The following is a 14,106-nucleotide window of genomic DNA, read 5'->3' as shown; positions in this document are numbered from 1 at the left end:
ATAGGGCACAGTTCACCACTTGAGTAAGGAGGTTCTTACATTTAAGAAAATATATCTTCTAAACTTTCATTCATTATAATATTCATCGTATCTCTGGCGATCATGATTTCTTCATTGGTAGGGATGACCATGATTTTCACCGGAGAAAATGGTGAATTTATGAATGTTTCTACACCTGAGGTACGATTAAGGTCCTCATCGTAATATACCCCCATAAATTCAAGCCCTTCCAATATTCTCCCACGTATGGTTTGACTATTTTCACCGATACCGGCAGTGAAGATGATTCCATCCACACCGCCCATTTTCGCTGTATAAGATCCTATGTATTTATGTATGCGACCAGCAAATACATCTAGTGCAAGTTCTGCACGTTCATTTCCCTCATCAGCTTCCAATTGGATATCGCGTAAGTCGCTCGAGAATCCAGACAGTGCGAGGATGCCACTTTTCTTATTCAACACATCCAGTACTTCATCTGCAGTCGTTCCGGTTTTCTCCATGATATAGGGAATCAAAGCCGGATCGATATTACCTGACCGTGTTCCCATTGTCACTCCAGCAAGCGGCGTGAAGCCCATCGAAGTGTCAATCGACTTCCCTTCCTTGATGGCCGTGATACTTGCCCCATTTCCTAAATGACAGGATATCAGCCTTAGCTGTTCTACGGGCCTTCCTATCATCTCTGCTGCACGCTGGGATACATATTTATGAGATGTCCCATGGAACCCATATTTCCTGATGCCGTATTTTTCATAGTACTCGAATGGCAAGCTATACATATATGAACTTGGTTCCAATGTTTGATGAAAGGCCGTATCAAATACTGCGACCGCCGGAACTTCACCCAATATTCGCTTAAATGCCCTGATTCCCGTAATATTAGCAGGATTATGGAGGGGCGCTAAATCTGAGAGCTTCTCGATTTGCCCTATTACATCCTCAGTAATTAAAACCGATTCGCTAAATACTTCACCACCATGCACGACTCGATGTCCCATGCCTTCTATTTCTTCGAAAGAATTTATGATCCGGTGCTGAATCAGTTTTTCCAGTAAAAGCCCGACAGCCACCTCATGGTTTGGGATGTGCAACGTTTCAGAAATTTTCTCGCCTTCAACACTCAAAGTGAACGTGGAGTTTTTCAAACCGATTCTTTCCACAAGACCTTTCGTAATTACATGTTCATAAGGCATCTCAAAAAGCTGAAACTTTAAAGAAGAGCTGCCTGCATTTATAGCCATGATTTTAGACATCCATCCTGCTCCTTTACTCTAAGATAGTCTACAAACGTGCAATATATATTGTATATATCTTATCATGGCAAACTGATTCGAATCAATAAAATTTCAACAATTTAAAAAACTCTTTATCTTTTGAAAAATAAAAGCTGATGCCTTTTGGCATCAGCTTTTGACCTTTACTTTTCTTCTTTGAACCATTGATCCATCTGTTCCATGACAGACCTCGTTGCTTCGAAGTCAGATAACTTCGGAAGTTGGACCAACAATGCTTTCTTTGGAGCCTCGACTCCATCTTTTTTCTTTTGCAGAATTAAAATGCTCTTTCCTGCCGCTTCATTTTTAAACATTGAAAGCGGTAGTTGCACCATCCCTTGGATGTGGGTATATTTTTTCAAATAATCATTGAGGTTCGGAGCTTCTTCCGAAACAAATAAATTATTCGGGACAATGAAGAATAAATATCCTCCATCTTTCACATGGTTTACACTTTGCTCTATGAATAAATGATGTGCATAAGAGTGTCCATTTTCCGCCTTCAGCTCATATTCCGCTGCACGAACATCATTCGGATAATAACCGACTGGCAGATCACTAACCACAACATCCGATGGGTCGATGAAGAGCGGTTCAAGGCTGTCCTGATTGAAAAATGACAGTGGGTGCTCTTGTAGATTAGCCCCTGCATATGCAAGCCTGATTAGCGTTTCATCAATCTCTACGCCATATGATTCAATATTTTTATCGGTCAACTGGTTCATGATGGCAAATAGTAAGTTGCCCGTCCCTACAGCTGGATCTAGCATGACCAGTTCTTTTTGTTTGGCCGTAAATTTGCCGACTAAATAGCTGACGAAAATCCCAACGGCGTCCGGAGTCATATGGTGGTTTGGTTGTACGCTTTGCTGCATGCCTTTCAGGATGGAAAGTTGGTACGCTTTACGAATGGCTTCCTTCTCATACTTCTCTAATGAGAATTCCGTATAATGCTTCGTTAAAACTTTCTTTGATTCTTCGCTAATCTCTTCCTGCATCACTTTACCTTGAAAGAAGTTCTCTCCTGTTTCTCCCAATGCATCGAGATATGTACATGATAATTCATCTTGCAGTATTTTGGTTGTTTCATCAAATTCATAAAATAGTTCTTCAACTGGGGTAGACTTCACTTATTTATTCCTCCTGTTTGCTTCTGTCCTTATTTTAAAGGTAAGGAGTAAGAGTTACAAGTCGTATGCCCTGTCAATCTTCCATCAAACATTTAACAGAATGTTCCCTTATTAAGGCAACCTATTTCTTACATCATGTGGATTAATGGATGATTTTTAAAAGGTCAACTCCGCTAACTTGAAATGACTACTATTAAGGGGAGCGTAAAGGATAAAAATCCGTTGATACCATTTCAACATCAAAATAAAAAGCCAGGCACAATTCGCCTGGCTTTTAGAAATTAATCTCTTCTTATTTTGCAGTTTTAGCTGCCTCGATAGCACCTTCATAATTTGGATGAGTCGTACCTTCACTTACATATTCAACATAAGTGATTTCATCGTTACTGTTCACCACGAATACGGAACGAGCCAATAATCGAAGTTCTTGCATCACAACACCGTAAGCTTCCCCGAAAGAAAGGTCGCGGTGATCGGAAAGAACTTGGACATTGTCCAGTCCGCTTGCTGCGCACCAGCGTTTTTGTGCGAAAGGAAGATCATTACTAATCGTCAATACTTTCACATTATCCAGTTTGGACGCTTCTTCATTGAATTTACGTGTTTGTGCGTCACAGACACCTGTATCAACGGAAGGCACTACACTGATAATACGGACTGTGCCTTTAGAGTCGCTTAGTGTAACCGGTGTTAAATCATTAGCCAATACTGTAAAATCAGGAGCTTTGTCCCCAACTTTAAGTTCTGGTCCCACTAAAGTGACCGGGTTGTTTTTAAAAGTAACTGAAGCCATTAAAAATTCCTCCTTTATATGCGTATGTACAAGTTTTATGATATTTGTTTTATCGTAATTTTGCAATTAATTGAATTGAAGAACGCGAAAATATAAAAAGAAAAACTCGGCGGACGCCGAGTCGCTTCTAAAAATCCAAATCCTGTTTAGGTTGCTGTTGTTTAGGTTGTCCTGATTGTTGACTGTTCATAGAATTCTGTTGACTGTCCATAGAATTTTTTGGACTACTATCTTTTTTCGATTGATTATCTTTCTTAGCCAGCATCGATTGAATTTTATCAACGACCTGCGGTGCCAAATCTATCATTTTCTCCAGAAGATGGGTGCCTTCATCTAAATGAATCATCTTCACACCATGTGTGCCAACTATAAGAAATGCGATAGGTGTTATTGATACGCCACCACCACTACCGCCACCGAATGGTTGTTTGGAAGGACCTTGTTGTTGTCCTTGTTGCTGCCCCTGATGATTCCCGTCAATGACGAATTCACTGCCTCCAGCGGCAAATCCGAAGCCGACTTTAGAAACTGTCAAGATGACACTTCCATCAGGAGTTTCCACTGGATCTCCGATAATCGTGTTAACATCAACCATTTCTTTCAGATTTTCCATGGCTTCTTTCATTAAACCTTGTATTGGGTGATCAGACATTTAAATTCCTCCACTCTACATCGTTTGTTTATTGGAATCTCCAGTAAACTTCGCTAATGTCTTAGACTTGAATGACACTTTACCGCCCTTCCAGTAGCGAAGCAATTTTATCCCAGTCAGTATAGCTTGCCCGATTCTAAATTCTAATATGCAGGTGAATGACGTTTGGGCCTGTCTTCGATAAAAATCCGGTGTAATCGTATAGGCAGGCATGATTCGGAAGTCCAGATAGGTGGTCAACAAGCCAATGATGGTGCCTTTAAGGGCCCAGCAGTTTCCCGTTAGTATTCCCGTTTGGGCAGCATTTTTCGTACCTACCACACTATGCCAGGCAAACTCTTTTACCTGGACCTTACCAAGGAAATTTCGGATGATCCGATGCAAATTAACTATGTGATGAATCAGGGTCCGGATGTCGCTTAATCCGTTGAGGAAATCTTCCGCTGTAACTTTTTCTATTGATTCTTTTTTTGATTCATCCGTCATGCCTTTTTCTTTCTCTACGATGAGAGCAGCTGATTTATCGTCCTTTTTTATGACTGGTACCTTCAAGGTATAATGTAACAAGCCGAACCAAGCCGTCATTTTCATATGAATTAGATCATCTTTTTGAACACGTTTATAGGAAAAGTGCACTTTGATTTTCGTGAAAATGAGAAGAAGCAACACCACTAAGAGGATAGCCATTATGATTAAAAGCCATTTCACACGTCCACACCCTTTCAGCCATTCATTATCGGCCTGGGCAAAAAAAAATAAACCTGTAGGACTGAAATTGACAGTCCTACAGGTTTATATGGTAAGAAGACTACCTCCTAATTAAAACAACGCTCGTGTCTGCAAAGATATCATGTAAAGCCTGCTTCTTAGGTAATAGACCAGCCAGAAGATAACCTATCCACGTGACTTTAGAAATATAGCGGCCAAACAATTCTCTGAATAATACCGTCCCCCAGGAAATCGTCTCTTCCTTCAAGCCTACTACCTTCAAGCCAAAAATCATTTTTCCTAACGTCTGGTTGAAAAATTTGGTCATCAAGATGAAATAAAGGAAAAAGATAATACCCGTTAATAAGGCCTCTGCAGAAAACCAAAGGTTATCCGACCCTTTATAAAACTTAAAAATGGGATGTATCAATATTCGATTCAAACTCCCGATGACAATTAAGTCCGCTAAATAGGCCCAAAATCTCATCCAAAAGCCAGCAAAGCACACTACTTTCACTTTATTGTCATCCTCAATCGGCTGGGCTGGCAAAACCTCGGTCTGTACGGCCTCTTCCTGCTCCGTTGTTAGATTGGATGATTCGAGTCTTTCATTGCTTTCAAATTGTTCCGTCATCCTTCAGCCCCCCTATTCCGCATACAAATACATCAAGCGTGGGGAATTTGAGGAGGAAAGGATTTTAGTCAACACGTTCGCTTCCACATCATTTCCCAGCATTTTTTGCGCCCCCATACTGAACAGTGAACCGAAGCCGGCTTCGCCTGTATAACGAATGACCTGCGCATCTTTTTGATCGATATCTTCTTTCATTGCAGCTATCACATCATCCAAATGTCCGAAATCATCAATTAAGTTAACTTCTTTTGCCTGTCGTCCGTCATAAATCCGTCCATCGGCAATCTTCCTTACTTCTTTCTCAGACATGTGACGGCCATCGGCGATGATCTTAACAAATTGATCATAAGAATTATCAATCATATTCTGGAGGATTTTCCTCTCGTCATCGGTCATTTCCCTCGTTGGACTCATGATGTCTTTGTATGTACCACTTTTGATCGTCTCAAACTCGACGCCATATTTTTTTGCTAATTTCTCGTAGTTGTACCCCTGCATGATGACACCAAGAGAACCTGTCATCGTTTCAGGGCTGGCAAAGATTTTATCGGCTGGTGCAGAAATATAATATCCGCCGGAAGCAGCCATGGAACCCATGGAAACATAGACTGGTTTTTTCGCCTTTTTAATATCTAGGATTTTATCATGGATTTCGGCACTTTCCACGACGCCACCGCCAGGAGAATTCACCCGAAGGATGATCCCTTTGATATCGTCATTCTCTTCTGCCATTTGCAGCTTATCCATGAAGTCACGGTGATTATATGTTTCTGAACTTAACAAGGAAGCCTCTCCTGTATCCTGAATCGTTCCATCTACATCTAATACTGCAATAACATTCGTAGGATCTGAACCTTCTTCTATAACCTCTTCGTAAAACCCGCTATCGGATTCGAAAAAACTTTGTATAACACTTTCTGTATCAGTTGCGAATAAAGTGGTGGCCAAATTCACACCTATCGATACAACAAATAAAACGGCTGCAATACCTAGAGCAGCCCACCGCTTTCCATTCATCTGTGTTCCCCCTTAAATTTCTATCCCTTTTATCTTACGATCGGTAAACAAAAAAGTTTCAATCCATGGTAAGATGAGACCATCTTAAAATTGTAGCAAATTATTCTCTAATTGGAAATGAGAAGCCAGCATGTTTTATCAACTTTTCCTTGAGTTTGCAAAGAATGCCTTTCAACACTATACATATTGACTGGGGGAATCAAGATGAACGATCGCCGAAACATTTATTTTTTTCATGTACAGAATGATGAGATGACACAACATGTGAAGAGATTGGCAGAATTGGCAAAACAGTATTCATTTGAAATCGTCGAGGACTTTTCCAAAGCCAATATTATCGTAAGCATTGGGGATGACGGTACTTTCCTACAGGCTGTCCGCAAGACTGGTTTTCAGGATGACTGTTTATATGCTGGTATCTCTACCACAGGCAACCTGAACATGTATTGCGATTTTCACATGGAAGACGTCAATAGCATGATTGTAGCCATGACAAATGAACAAATCGAAGTTCGTAAATATCCCGTCATTGACATCCAGCTTGATGATCAACCTTTCTTTCATTCCTTGAACGAACTTAGCATTCGTACATCCGTCATCAAAACCTTCATCATGGATATTTTCATCGATCAAATCCATTTTGAAACCTTACGAGGGGATGGAATCGTTGTCGCCACACCGACAGGTAGCACCGCCTATAATAAGTCTGTGAATGGTGCTGTTGTGGACCCTCTTCTTCCATGCTTTCAAGTGAGTGAACTCGCTTCGATCAACAATAATACCTACCGGACTTTAGGTTCTTCTTTCATCCTGAGCGGCGAGAGGACACTGGCCGTCCATCTTGCCCAAAACGGGCCAAGCTACCCGATCATCGGCTTGGACAATGAGGCGTTGAGCATACGTAATGTGGAGAAAATCAAGGTACGCTTGAGTAAAAAGGTCATCAAAACGGTCAAGTTGAAGAATAACTCCTATTGGGAAAAAGTAAAACGGACTTTTTTATAAACACAACAGTAAGCTTGGAGGATATATGCTTCCAAGCTTTTTTCGTATTTCAACGCCCATTCTCTAGGTCTAACACTTCCATACACACCTTCATATACATAATATGAATTATAAAAACCCCACATTAACCATACCTAAAGGCGGAAATGATCATGATAAAAATTAGTCAAAAACCAATCAGTGTTAGTCAGCTACAAGCTGGCATAACATCAAAGAACCTATTGACCATCCTCCAACTGATGGCAAGATACCCGACTGTTTTTGAGTTTAATACGCCTGAAGATCTACAATTTGACCTAACGATGCGGCTGAATGTCATTCAGGCTTCCCTCTTATTAGACCAGAGTGGGGCAGAGTTTACCATCCTCGAAGACTCAATGTGCAATCCACGAGTATGGCGACTTAGTGGAGATCGCACTTTTGAGTTATGGCCAAATGTTCCTCCACATGTTGCACTAAATGATATTTTCATAAACGGTCAACTATATGCTTTCGAGTGCGGAACGGCGATATTGGTCGTATTTTATAAAGCAATATTGGATTCGATTGGACCTAATAATTTTGACCGCATCTTCCCTGATTTGTTTCTGTACAACTGGCACTATCATCAAAACCTCTCGATTCTTGTCCATGAAGGGGTAGATTACTTACCTGGCGACTGTTTATATTTCAAGAATCCGGATTTTTCACCAAGTGCTCCTGAATGGCAAGGAGAAAATGCCATCATGCTAGATGATAATCTCTTTTTTGCACATGGAATTGGAGTTACGGGTCAACAAGAAATCATTAACGAGTTGAACGACAACAGGATCTGGGGATCCATGATATCAGCATACCTCACAACGCATATCATCTCTATCGAGAGTTCAATCTATAGGGCATACACGATTAATAAACCACGTGACGACACCGACCCTTTAGGCCAGAGCTTGCTGAAACAAATGATTCTCGGTGAAGTAGGGTCCCACACCTATCTAACCTAAAAAAGCTTGGAGGAATACCTCCAAGCTTTTATTATGCACCAATATTTCTATTCTTTTTCCATTTACCAGCACCCATTTTACCCCATTTTGTGATGGATAGTGTATAAACGGCCAAAGCAGACCATATGAAGATAAAGGCCAATAGATGCGCTTTTGTAAAGCTTTCATGATACATGAACACTCCGATGATCAGAGTTAAGGTAGGCGCAATGTACTGCAGGATACCTAACATGGATAAAGGTACCTTTTCTGCTCCTTTTGCAAAGTATAGAAGTGGGATTGCCGTGACGATTCCGCCCCCTATCAATAACAGGCTCGTTCCGCTCGATGCAGTGAATTGCGACTCTGACTGAAACAGCAAATAAATCCAATACCCCAATGCAAGCGGTGTTACCATCATCGTTTCGAGCGTTAGCCCTATAGCCGATTCCGCTTTGATCATCTTTTTCGCCAATCCGTACAGTCCAAATGTGATTGCCAAAATGAGAGACACCCAAGGAATCGTGCCAAAATGGATTCCGAGAATCAGGACACCAATTCCTGCGAGAATGAACGACATAACCTGTGCTTTGTTCAATTTTTCTTTTAAGACGATGACACCCAACAAGACGCTGACAAGTGGATTGATATAATAGCCTAAACTCGTGTCAAGGATTCGTCCTGCGTTAACAGCCCATATGAAGATGCCCCAGTTGGCTGTGACCAAAAGTGAAGCCGTCAATAAGGCGGCAAATAATTTCGGATTTCCGATGATTTTTTTTACATACTCTATAAAAGCCCGCCATTTCTTCATAAATACCAATAAAACCACCATGAAGACGAAAGACCATAATACTCGCTGAGCTAAAATTTCTACTGCTCCAACGCCCTGGAGGAACTTCCAATATATTGGGACAATGCCCCACATCATATAAGAAACGGCTGCATAAATCGCCCCTTCTTTTTGTTCATTCATTTTCATACACTGCCTTCTTTCTTTTGCATCATTCCCTCTATTTCATGCACGCTTTTTGGAACGATTTTCTCCTAAATTCAATTAAACATCTAGAAAGCTCTTTCCATGGGCCTCACCACTAATGATCATGGCATGTTGGCCGGAAGCAAACTTTGTCCTTTCAGGTCGATTTCCCTGGAAATATTGCCAGGGAATGCTGTTGTCCCGGAAGAAATGCAACCAACAATCTGTTATGGAAAAGCGTTTCCACTTCGACACTTTTTATAAAACTGATAAAGTTCTTCGAAAACTCCTCATCCCCTTTAAGCACCTCTTAATTAGCCAATAATATTCAGTAAGTGTATCACCACATTTATTTAAATCCTATATTTTTGCTTCAATAAAAAAACGCCAGCATAAGGGCTGACGTTCATGTATTTCCATTATTTTCCTTGCGATTCTTCTTCCCTCTTCCGTAAATCAATTCGCTTGATCTTACCAGAGGTCGTTTTAGGAAGTTCTTGTAAAAATTCTATTCTTCTTGGATATTTATAAGGAGCTGTCATCTCTTTCACGTGCTGTTGAAGAGTCCTGATTAAATCCGGTTGATCAGGGTCCACATTATCCGTCAAGACAACAAAAGCTTTAACTACATTTCCCCGCACCTCATCCGGGCTCGCAACGACCGCACATTCTTTGACATATGGATGTTTAACCAGCGCATCTTCGACTTCGAAGGGTCCGATTGTGTAACCCGAACTGATGATGATATCATCGGAACGACCTTCAAACCAGAAATAACCTTCTTCATCCTTTTTAGCTTGATCGCCAGTTACATAATAGTCACCGCGAAACTGTCTGGCTGTACGTTCTGGGTCTTTAAAATACTCTTTGAAGAGGGCAGGCGTATCTACATGTACCGCGATATCCCCTACCACACCAGGAGGACACGGCTTGCCGGCATCATCGATGATTTCAACACGATTCCCTGGTGTCGGTTTGCCCATTGAGCCCATCTTTATTTCCATTCCTTTAACTACGCCAACCAAAAGCGTATTTTCCGTTTGGCCATATCCGTCACGAACTTCGATATTGAAATGACTTTTGAACACTTCGAACACCTTTTGATTCAAGGGTTCTCCTGCAGATAGCGCGCTATGTAGAGCGGATAGGTTGTAATCATCAAGATTGTCCACTTTGGCCATTAAGCGGTACTCTGTAGGCGTACAACAAAATGCATTCACTTTATAATCCTGCAACAGCTGTAAATATTTTTTCGGCTCAAATCTACCGTGGTAAGCAAGTCCCGTAGCACCTGTTCCAAGGACAGCCAAAAACGGGCTCCAAATCCACTTTTGCCACCCTGGCCCTGCTGTTGCCCATACGATATCACCGTCGCTTATTCCAAGCCAGTTAGCCGCTGAGGTTTTCAAGTGGGCATATGCCCATCCATGGGTGTGAACGACACCTTTAGGATTTCCTGTCGTACCTGATGTATAGGATAAGAAGGCCATATCCTCGCTTTTCGTATCCGCCATGGCAAGCTGATCGGATTCCTCTTCTGCTAACCCATTCAAATCAAACCAACCGTCCACTGGTTTTCCGATCGAGAATTTCAAAAGATTCTCCGCTTCTTTCACTTCACTGAATTCATGCGTGTATTCATGATAACTAACAATCCCTTTTACATCGCCATGATTGATCCGATACTGGACATCTTTTGCACGTAGCATCTCTGAGCACGGAATGACAATTGCACCAATTTTCAAGGCAGCTAAATACACTTGATATGCTTCCACTAAACGAGGAATGATGATTAAAATCGTATCACCTTTTCCCAGTCCCATTTTTATAAAGGCATTACCGATTTTATTGGCACTTTTTAATAAATTCTCATATGTAAGTTGTTTTTTCTCACCGGTTTCGTTTTCCCATAGTACAGCCACTTTTTCCGGATTTTTTGCAAAACGTTCCATTTCACTCACTAAGTTGTAATGTTCCGGAGCTAATAAATCTTCACGTTTCATGTTTTCCCCTCCATTCATGAACTCTTAGTACCTACTCATTATACAAGATACTTCTCTATTTTAATATCTTAACGCAGTTTTTTATAAAATAAATTAAAGAGAGCGGGTTGAAACCCGCTCTCTGCAGCCATATTTATTAAATTATTTTCTGTACCCTCCGCCTAATTGTTGTTCAGCCATCTGAACTAGACGTTTTGTAATTTCTCCACCAACTGATCCGTTAGCACGAGCAGTAGTATCTGCTCCAAGTTGTACACCAAATTCTGAAGCAATTTCATATTTCATTTGCTCTAGAGCTTGTTCTACTCCAGGTACCAATAAGTCGTTTGAGCTGTTGTTGTTTGCCATGTGTTTTTCACCTCCTTGTGATTATAGAGTGTGTTAAAACACATGGCTTCATTCCAATTTATTTATTGGTAATTGTAGGGTGTTAAAAAAGGTCTTCCATTGCTTCCTTATCGTCGAATACCTGACCAGGTTTTACAGTCACTATCTCTGTATCAGATACCGCTTTTGCGATTAACGTTTCGAAGTCAACGAAGCTTTCATAATAATTGACTTTTTCCCGTTTTGGCTTTGTTTTTGGACTTGCCGGCGTGAAGACCGTACAACAATCCTCGAATGGTAAATTCGAAATTTCAAACGTATCCAGCTCTCTAGCCATTTTAATGATTTCTGTCTTATCCATTGTGATCAACGGACGAAGAATGGGTGTATTCGTCACTTCATTGATGGCATACATACTGCTCATCGTCTGACTGGCTACCTGCCCGAGGCTTTCCCCTGTGATAAGAGCCATCGCATCTTCTTTTTCACGGATTTTGTCCGCAACGCGCATCATTAAACGGCGAGTCGTCGTCATGGAGTAGTTCTCCGGAATCTGTTTCTGAATCAATAACTGAATTTCCGTGAAAGGAACGATATGGACCTTCATGCTACCACTTATTTCAGCAAGCTTTCCTGCCAAGTCTATCACTTTTTGACGTGAACGTTCACTCGTGAAAGGAGGACTGTAAAAATGAATGGCTTCCACATCCAATCCGCGTTTCATCGAAAGGAAACCAGCCACTGGGCTATCGATTCCACCTGAAAGCATCAACATTGCCTTACCGCTTGAACCAAATGGCAATCCACCAGCTCCTGGTATGATTTCACCAGTTAGATACACCGCTTCACGACGCACCTCTACCAGCAAATTCAAATCGGGATTCTTTACATCAACCTTTAAATCTTCTGTATTACGAAGCAGATGTCCGCCTAGCGCCCGATTTATTTCATCAGTATTATATGGAAAATCCTTATCGGCCCGTTTTGTCGTAATTTTAAATGTAGCGACTTCCTCAAGGGTATTGTTCAAGTAATACAAAGCCGCATTCTTCATGACTTCCAGGTCACGATCGATTTTGATCGCAGGGCTCAGGGTCTGAATGCCGAATATCCCTTTTAAACGTTCAATGACCGGCTTGTGATCGACTCCGTTTAACAGGACATACATCCGTTCCCGATTGGAAGTCAGCTGCACACCTTCAATATCCTTTAAACTCCAGCGGATATGCGCCTTCATCTTGTCCACAAAGCCTTTGCGGTTTCTTTTTTTCGTCGAGATTTCGCCATAGCGAATAATTATATGATCAAATTTCATTTCGCAACCCTCATTATTTTTTCTAAATTAGCGACTATTTTCTGGATCGCTGCCAGGACTTTCTCTGCTTCTTCTAGTTCATTGCTATATGTGGTGCTGATCCGTATCACGCTTTCGGATCGGGTCGGATTATGAAACATCGCTTCCACCGTTTTGCTTGCCGTCCGTTTTTTAGAAGAGCACGCACTAGTTGTCGAGACATATATTCCATCTTCTTCAAGCGCATGAAGAAGTACTTCCGATTTAAGACCAGGAACGGAAAAATTCAAGATATGCGGAGCACCTTTTAATGGACTGTTAACCAATACCCCATCCATTTCCATCAGGCCATTGTATAAATAATTCCTGATTTGCTGCATTTTATCGTGGAAGAGTAGCTGATTATTCATACTAATCCGTAAAGCTTTTGAAAGAGCGACAATACCAGCCACATTTTCTGTTCCACTTCTGACTTTCGTCTCTTGATTGCCTCCATGAAACACCGACTGTATGCGGACACCCTCATGGATATAAAGGATACCTGTGCCCTTCAATCCATGAACCTTATGGCCGGAAACGGTACATAGATCTACGTTCGCATCCTTTATTGGCAAAAGAACTTTACCTGCTCCCTGGACATGGTCGACATGGAAGAGTATTTTGGGGTGGCGCTTTAGTAATTTACCAATCTCGGCTATTGGCTGTATCGAACCCACTTCATTGTTCACATGCATGATCGATACCAGAATCGTATCTTCACGCACGGCGAGTTCGAGGTCAGAAAGGGAAATTTGTCCATGTTCATCGACAGGCAAGTAGGTCACATCAAAACCCTGTTCTTCCAAAGAGTGGCAGGCATCTCCGACAGATGGGTGCTCAATGGCCGTCGTGATAATATGTTTTCCCCGATTAGCGTTTGCGTGTGCCACGCCCTTAATCGCCAGGTTATTTGATTCCGTCCCACCTGAAGTGAAATAAATCTCCGAGCTTTTCACCTTTAATAATTCAGCTATCTGCTTTCTTGCCGCCGATAGCAATTTTTCCGACTGTACTCCAAGCCCATGAAGGGAAGATGGATTACCAAAGTAATCAGTAGAGACCTTTATAAATGACTCAACCACTTCTGGATATGGTTTTGTTGTTGCACTATTATCAAAATAAATCATGGTTTCACCTTCCATGTTTTTGTATCTATGTTAGTAATTCTTCTATATGCTGTTTCATAAGTAGCACTTGCAACTTCTAATATTAACATAATTGAAATTGAAAGAGAATGGAAACCCCTAGTAATGAACAAGTTGTACCACGGACGTTACAAGTCCGTT

15 protein-coding genes are annotated in these 14,106 nt (G+C 41.3%); 2 read left to right on the top strand and 13 right to left on the bottom strand.

Annotation, left to right across the window (positions count from 1 at the left end):
- Positions 1–41: 41 nt before the first annotated feature.
- From ACQKL5_RS00120 to sppA, 7 genes are all read right to left on the bottom strand, one after another.
- A complete protein-coding gene (locus ACQKL5_RS00120) occupies positions 42–1,256 on the bottom strand; it encodes an acetate/propionate family kinase (RefSeq protein ID WP_427605821.1) in 1,215 nt (404 codons plus the stop codon).
- 164 nt (positions 1,257–1,420) lie between these two features.
- Positions 1,421–2,407, bottom strand: a complete 987-nt coding sequence (locus ACQKL5_RS00115) for a class I SAM-dependent methyltransferase (RefSeq protein WP_427605819.1) — start codon at positions 2,405–2,407, stop codon at positions 1,421–1,423.
- Positions 2,408–2,699: 292 nt separating this feature from the next.
- The gene (tpx, locus tag ACQKL5_RS00110; RefSeq protein WP_427605817.1) at positions 2,700–3,200 is read right to left on the bottom strand and encodes a thiol peroxidase; all 501 of its coding nucleotides are present in this window, start codon (positions 3,198–3,200) and stop codon (positions 2,700–2,702) included.
- 127 nt (positions 3,201–3,327) lie between these two features.
- Positions 3,328–3,852, bottom strand: a complete 525-nt coding sequence (ytfJ, locus tag ACQKL5_RS00105; protein WP_427605815.1) for a GerW family sporulation protein — start codon at positions 3,850–3,852, stop codon at positions 3,328–3,330.
- A 15-nt stretch (positions 3,853–3,867) separates the two neighbouring features.
- Positions 3,868–4,560, bottom strand: a complete 693-nt coding sequence (locus ACQKL5_RS00100) for a DUF2953 domain-containing protein (protein WP_427605813.1) — start codon at positions 4,558–4,560, stop codon at positions 3,868–3,870.
- Between the two features lie 100 nt (positions 4,561–4,660).
- Positions 4,661–5,194 (bottom strand): RDD family protein, encoded by a 534-nt coding sequence (locus tag ACQKL5_RS00095; RefSeq protein ID WP_427605811.1) that lies wholly within the window; start codon positions 5,192–5,194, stop codon positions 4,661–4,663.
- A 12-nt stretch (positions 5,195–5,206) separates the two neighbouring features.
- Positions 5,207–6,211 (bottom strand): signal peptide peptidase SppA, encoded by a 1,005-nt coding sequence (gene sppA, locus ACQKL5_RS00090; protein WP_427605810.1) that lies wholly within the window; start codon positions 6,209–6,211, stop codon positions 5,207–5,209.
- 204 nt (positions 6,212–6,415) lie between these two features.
- Between sppA and ACQKL5_RS00085 the strand changes: the two genes are divergently transcribed.
- Both ACQKL5_RS00085 and ACQKL5_RS00080 read left to right on the top strand, forming a co-directional pair.
- On the top strand, positions 6,416–7,216 hold the full coding sequence (locus ACQKL5_RS00085; protein ID WP_427605808.1) for an NAD kinase: 801 nt from the start codon (positions 6,416–6,418) through the stop codon (positions 7,214–7,216).
- A gap of 152 nt (positions 7,217–7,368) precedes the next feature.
- Positions 7,369–8,199: a protein-glutamine gamma-glutamyltransferase gene (locus tag ACQKL5_RS00080; RefSeq protein WP_427605806.1), complete on the top strand. Its 831-nt coding sequence runs from the start codon at positions 7,369–7,371 to the stop codon at positions 8,197–8,199.
- Positions 8,200–8,230: 31 nt separating this feature from the next.
- On the opposite strand, the gene rarD is transcribed toward ACQKL5_RS00080, so the two are convergent.
- The 6 genes from rarD to ACQKL5_RS00050 all read right to left on the bottom strand — a co-directional run bounded on the left by rarD (position 8,231) and on the right by ACQKL5_RS00050 (position 13,947).
- Positions 8,231–9,160 (bottom strand): EamA family transporter RarD, encoded by a 930-nt coding sequence (gene rarD, locus ACQKL5_RS00075; protein WP_427605804.1) that lies wholly within the window; start codon positions 9,158–9,160, stop codon positions 8,231–8,233.
- A 75-nt stretch (positions 9,161–9,235) separates the two neighbouring features.
- Positions 9,236–9,412 carry a hypothetical protein gene (locus tag ACQKL5_RS00070; RefSeq protein ID WP_427605802.1) on the bottom strand — a complete coding sequence of 59 codons (177 nt, stop codon included), beginning with the start codon at positions 9,410–9,412 and terminating at the stop codon, positions 9,236–9,238.
- Positions 9,413–9,576: 164 nt separating this feature from the next.
- The gene (gene mbcS / locus ACQKL5_RS00065; protein WP_427605800.1) at positions 9,577–11,160 is read right to left on the bottom strand and encodes an acyl-CoA synthetase MbcS; all 1,584 of its coding nucleotides are present in this window, start codon (positions 11,158–11,160) and stop codon (positions 9,577–9,579) included.
- A gap of 141 nt (positions 11,161–11,301) precedes the next feature.
- A complete protein-coding gene (locus ACQKL5_RS00060; protein WP_427605798.1) occupies positions 11,302–11,508 on the bottom strand; it encodes a small, acid-soluble spore protein, alpha/beta type in 207 nt (68 codons plus the stop codon).
- 82 nt (positions 11,509–11,590) lie between these two features.
- Positions 11,591–12,802, bottom strand: a complete 1,212-nt coding sequence (gene thiI, locus ACQKL5_RS00055; RefSeq protein ID WP_427605796.1) for a tRNA uracil 4-sulfurtransferase ThiI — start codon at positions 12,800–12,802, stop codon at positions 11,591–11,593.
- On the bottom strand, positions 12,799–13,947 hold the full coding sequence (locus tag ACQKL5_RS00050) for a cysteine desulfurase family protein (RefSeq protein ID WP_427605794.1): 1,149 nt from the start codon (positions 13,945–13,947) through the stop codon (positions 12,799–12,801). Before ACQKL5_RS00050 ends, thiI begins: the two co-directional genes overlap by 4 nt.
- Between the last annotated feature and the right edge of the window lie 159 nt (positions 13,948–14,106).

Source organism: Peribacillus sp. NPDC097675, assembly GCF_050277655.1.
In the GTDB taxonomy this organism is placed as follows: Bacteria; Bacillota; Bacilli; order Bacillales; family DSM-1321; genus Peribacillus.
Note: the sequence above shows the minus strand (reverse complement) of the source record. Positions and strands in the feature narration are given on the sequence as shown.

Coding starts and splice junctions, on each gene's coding strand:
- ACQKL5_RS00120 (WP_427605821.1), bottom strand. CDS start 1,256: ATGTCTAAAATCATGGCTATAAATGCAGGCAGCTCTTCTTTAAAGTTT.
- tpx (WP_427605817.1), bottom strand. CDS start 3,200: ATGGCTTCAGTTACTTTTAAAAACAACCCGGTCACTTTAGTGGGACCA.
- ytfJ (WP_427605815.1), bottom strand. CDS start 3,852: ATGTCTGATCACCCAATACAAGGTTTAATGAAAGAAGCCATGGAAAAT.
- ACQKL5_RS00095 (WP_427605811.1), bottom strand. CDS start 5,194: ATGACGGAACAATTTGAAAGCAATGAAAGACTCGAATCATCCAATCTA.
- sppA (WP_427605810.1), bottom strand. CDS start 6,211: ATGAATGGAAAGCGGTGGGCTGCTCTAGGTATTGCAGCCGTTTTATTT.
- ACQKL5_RS00085 (WP_427605808.1), top strand. CDS start 6,416: ATGAACGATCGCCGAAACATTTATTTTTTTCATGTACAGAATGATGAG.
- ACQKL5_RS00080 (WP_427605806.1), top strand. CDS start 7,369: ATGATAAAAATTAGTCAAAAACCAATCAGTGTTAGTCAGCTACAAGCT.
- rarD (WP_427605804.1), bottom strand. CDS start 9,160: ATGAAAATGAATGAACAAAAAGAAGGGGCGATTTATGCAGCCGTTTCT.
- mbcS (WP_427605800.1), bottom strand. CDS start 11,160: ATGAAACGTGAAGATTTATTAGCTCCGGAACATTACAACTTAGTGAGT.
- ACQKL5_RS00060 (WP_427605798.1), bottom strand. CDS start 11,508: ATGGCAAACAACAACAGCTCAAACGACTTATTGGTACCTGGAGTAGAA.
- thiI (WP_427605796.1), bottom strand. CDS start 12,802: ATGAAATTTGATCATATAATTATTCGCTATGGCGAAATCTCGACGAAA.
- ACQKL5_RS00050 (WP_427605794.1), bottom strand. CDS start 13,947: ATGATTTATTTTGATAATAGTGCAACAACAAAACCATATCCAGAAGTG.